Origin of the sequence: uncultured Fretibacterium sp. (assembly GCF_938030725.1) — a bacterium.
Lineage (GTDB): Bacteria > Synergistota > Synergistia > Synergistales > Aminobacteriaceae > Fretibacterium.
Map to the genome: position 1 here is coordinate 1 of NZ_CALHIQ010000032.1, position 3,533 is coordinate 3,533.

Here is a 3,533-nt window from a genome sequence, read left to right on the forward strand (position 1 = left end):
GCAGGGCCCTTGCCTCCGCGCTTTTGCCCCGCCGTTTCCCCTTGAGATACCCCGCCCTCCGAACCACGCCCGACCCCTTCGGCGTCGGGCGTGGAGCTTTCGGACGATTCCCCCCCGCTTTTGCCCCTTTTTGCCTTCCTGGTTTGCCCTTTAAGGCGCCCCGAAGTTGCAAACCTACGTTATAATACAAAAGTTAACGAAAATTTTTTCTGCGGTTGCAGGGAATCCGGTGCGAAACCGGAGCGGCCCGGCCACTGTAATCACGACGAGCCCGCAGGTCAGCCACTGCCGCAAGGCGGGAAGGTGCGGGCGAAGGATGAGTGAGAGCCAGGAAACCTGCCGGGAAAGACCTTCCCCTTCCGCGCGGAGGCGGGCGGCTTGTCGTCCTGTCGTGCCAGGGTGCGGCGGGACCCGGATTGCGTTGGGCAGCGGAGCTGCCGGACGGGACGTCTGTCCTGTCCAAAGACCTTGGGGCGGTGCAGGACCGCGCCGTCGCCAGAACGGGAGGAATCGCATATGAGCAATGCAAAAGAACCGGGGGCGGGGGGCCAGACAGCTGCCGCGCACCTTCCCGACGTCGCCTTTGACGAGTTCACCCCTCTGAGCTACGAGGCGTGGAAGGAGGCGGCCACCGCGGCCCTGAAGGGCGCGCCCTTCGACAAGAGGATGTTCACCAAGACCTACGAGGGCATCACCCTGAACCCGATGTACACGGCGGAGGACACGGGGGCCCTGAGGGCCGCGCGCACCTACCCCGGTTCCTACTCCCTGAGGGGCAACGAGGCCTCCGGCAACCTGAAGCGCGCGTGGGAGATCGTGCAGTTCTGCGATGAGGCGTTGCCCCAGGAAGCCCACCGGAACCTGCTCCACGAGCTGGAGCGCGGGGCCACCTCCGTCGCCTTCCGCCTGGACCCTCGGACGGAGGCGGGGCTGGATGCCGACGCGCCGGGGACGGACGGAGCGGGTGTCTCGCTCTCCACGCTGGAAGACGTCGAGGCCCTGCTGAAGGGCCTGCTGGACCGACCCCTGGCGATCTATGCCGGGGCCTCCGCGGCACCCCTGCTTGGCTTCGTGGACGCGCTGGCCAAAAAGGAGGGCGTCGCCCCCAGGACGCTTGCGGGCTGCGTGGGGGCGGACCCCATGGGCTACCTGCTGGAAACGGGGGGCTTGCCCGCGCCCCTGGATCAGCTCTGGGACGAGATGGCGGAGACGATCCGCTGGGCCGAAGCCACCGGCTCCCCGCTGCGCACGGTCCTGATCCGCGGCAGCGTGCCGCACGACGGCGGCGCGGACGCGGCACAGGAGGCCGCCTGCGCCATGACGGCCGCCATCGAGACCTTGCGCGCCATGCTGGCGCGGGGCATCTCGGTGGAGCAATTCGCCCGCCGGCTGCGCTTTGAGTTTTCGCAAGGGGCCAACTTCTTCATGGAGATCGCGAAGCTGCGCGCCGCGCGCATCGCGTGGGCTCAGATCGCGGAGAGCTTCGGCGGCGGCGAAGAGGCCCGGAAGTCCCAGATTTTCGCCCGCACCTCCCGCTTCACCCGCACGGTGTACGACCCCTACGTCAACATGCTGCGCGGTGCCACGGAGGCGTTTTCAGCGATCGTGGGCGGCGTGGAGGGGCTGACCGTCGGCTGCTTTGACGAGGCGCTGCGGCCAGGCTCCGAATTCTCGCGCCGCGTGGCCCGCAACGCCCAGATCATGCTTCAGAAGGAGTTCAACCTGCGGGAGCCCATCGACCCCGCTGGGGGTTCCTGGTACCTGGAGGCCCTGACGGACGAGCTGAGCCGCAGGGTCTGGGCCAGGCTCCAGGAGATCGAGGGACGGGGCGGCTTCCTGGAGAGCGTCAAGGCCGGCGCGCTGCAGGAGGACGTGGCCGGGACCCTCGCGAGCCGCTGGAAGAACCTGGCGAAGCGCTCCGACCGCGCCGTCGGCACGAACATGTATCCCAACATGAGCGAGCCCCTGCCGGAGTTCGGGTCGCCGGACTGGGAGGGGCTAAGGGAGGAGCGTCTGCGGGCGCTGAAGGGCGCCCAGGGGGCGCGGGACGACGCCGGGGTGAAGAAGGCCCTCGAGGGGCTGTCGGGCGACGGCCTGATCGGGAAGGTCGCCGCAGCGGCCGAGGCCGGCGCCACGCTGGGCGAGGTACGGGCCGCGCTGGCGGGCGGGAGGGGCGACGTCGCGGCGGAGCCCGTACGACCCCACCGCTGGACGGAGCAGTTCGAGGAGCTGAGGGCCAGGACGGAGGCCTACAGGGCGCGGACGGGCGATAACTTCCGCGTCTTTCTGGCCAACATGGGGCCCATCCCCCAGCACAAGGCACGGGCGGACTTCATCTCGAGCTTCATGGAGGTGGCCGCCTTCGAGATGCTCCGCAACGACGGCTTCGAGACGCCGGAGGCGTGCGCGGAGGCCGCCGCCGCGAGCGGCGCGGAGATCGCGGTGATCTGCTCCACGGACGCCACGTACCCTGAGGTGGTGCCGCCGCTCGCGCGGGCGATCAAGGAGCGGGCGCCGAAGATGGGCGTCTACCTGGCCGGAGAGCCGGCCCCGGAGTTCAAGGATGCCTACGTCGAGGCCGGCGTGGAGGGCTTCATCAGCGTCCGCTCAAACTGTCTTGAGACTTTGTCCGGATTTCAGAAGATGAAGGGGATGTTCTAAAGATGTCCGTATCGTATAAAAACCCGGATTTTACGCAAATTTCGCTGAACTGCCCCACTTCCGGCCCGGACTTTGACGAGGCGGTCTGGAGCCGCAACTTCAAGGCGGAGACGGGGTCTGAACCCGAGGCGATGACGACCCGCACGATGGAGCAGATCGACGTCCCCCCCCTCTACACGGAGGCGAAGGGCGGGCACTTCGCCCATTTGGCCTTCGACAAGCCGGGGCTGCCGCCCTTCCTGCGGGGACCCTACCCCACGATGTACGTCACGCGCCCCTGGACGGTGCGCCAGTACGCCGGCTTCTCCACGGCCGAGGAGAGCAACGCCTTCTACCGGCGCAACCTGGCCGCGGGCCAGAAGGGCCTCTCCATCGCCTTCGACCTGGCGACGCACCGCGGCTACGACTCCGACCACCCGCGCGTCGTGGGCGACGTGGGCAAGGCGGGGGTGGCCGTCGATTCCATCCTGGACATGGAGATCCTCTTCGCGGGCATCCCGCTGGACCAGATGTCCGTTTCCATGACGATGAATGGCGCCGTGCTGCCCATCATGGCCTTCTACATCGTGGCCGCGGAGGAGCAGGGCGTGGACAAGGCCGTCCTGTCCGGCACGATCCAGAACGACATCCTGAAGGAGTTCATGGTGCGCAACACGTACATCTACCCGCCCAAGACCTCCATGCGCATCATCGGGGACATCTTCGCCTACACCTCGCAGTACATGCCGAAGTTCAACAGCATCAGCATATCGGGCTACCACATCCAGGAGGCCGGGGGCACGGCGGACATCGAGCTGGGCTACACGCTGGCGGACGGCCTGGAGTACCTGCGGACGGGCATCAAGGCCGGGCTCACCATCGACGCCTTCGCC

Annotated in this window: 2 protein-coding genes and 1 riboswitch; both genes read left to right on the top strand. The window is 67.8% G+C overall.

Translation table 11 applies throughout. The features are described from left to right. Positions 1 to 195 precede the first annotated feature (195 nt). Positions 196 to 359: riboswitch (cobalamin riboswitch) on the top strand. 157 nt (positions 360 to 516) lie between these two features. Further along, positions 517 to 2,661: a methylmalonyl-CoA mutase family protein gene (locus Q0629_RS02325; protein WP_298778438.1), complete on the top strand. Its 2,145-nt coding sequence runs from the start codon at positions 517 to 519 to the stop codon at positions 2,659 to 2,661. Between the two features lie 2 nt (positions 2,662 to 2,663). Beyond that, positions 2,664 to 3,533: methylmalonyl-CoA mutase family protein (locus tag Q0629_RS02330; protein ID WP_298778439.1), on the top strand; the 870-nt coding region annotated here is incomplete at its 3' end.

Excerpts from the sequence above, each read along its gene's own strand:
- Q0629_RS02325 (WP_298778438.1), top strand. The coding sequence starts at position 517 with ATGAGCAATGCAAAAGAACCGGGGGCGGGGGGCCAGACAGCTGCCGCG.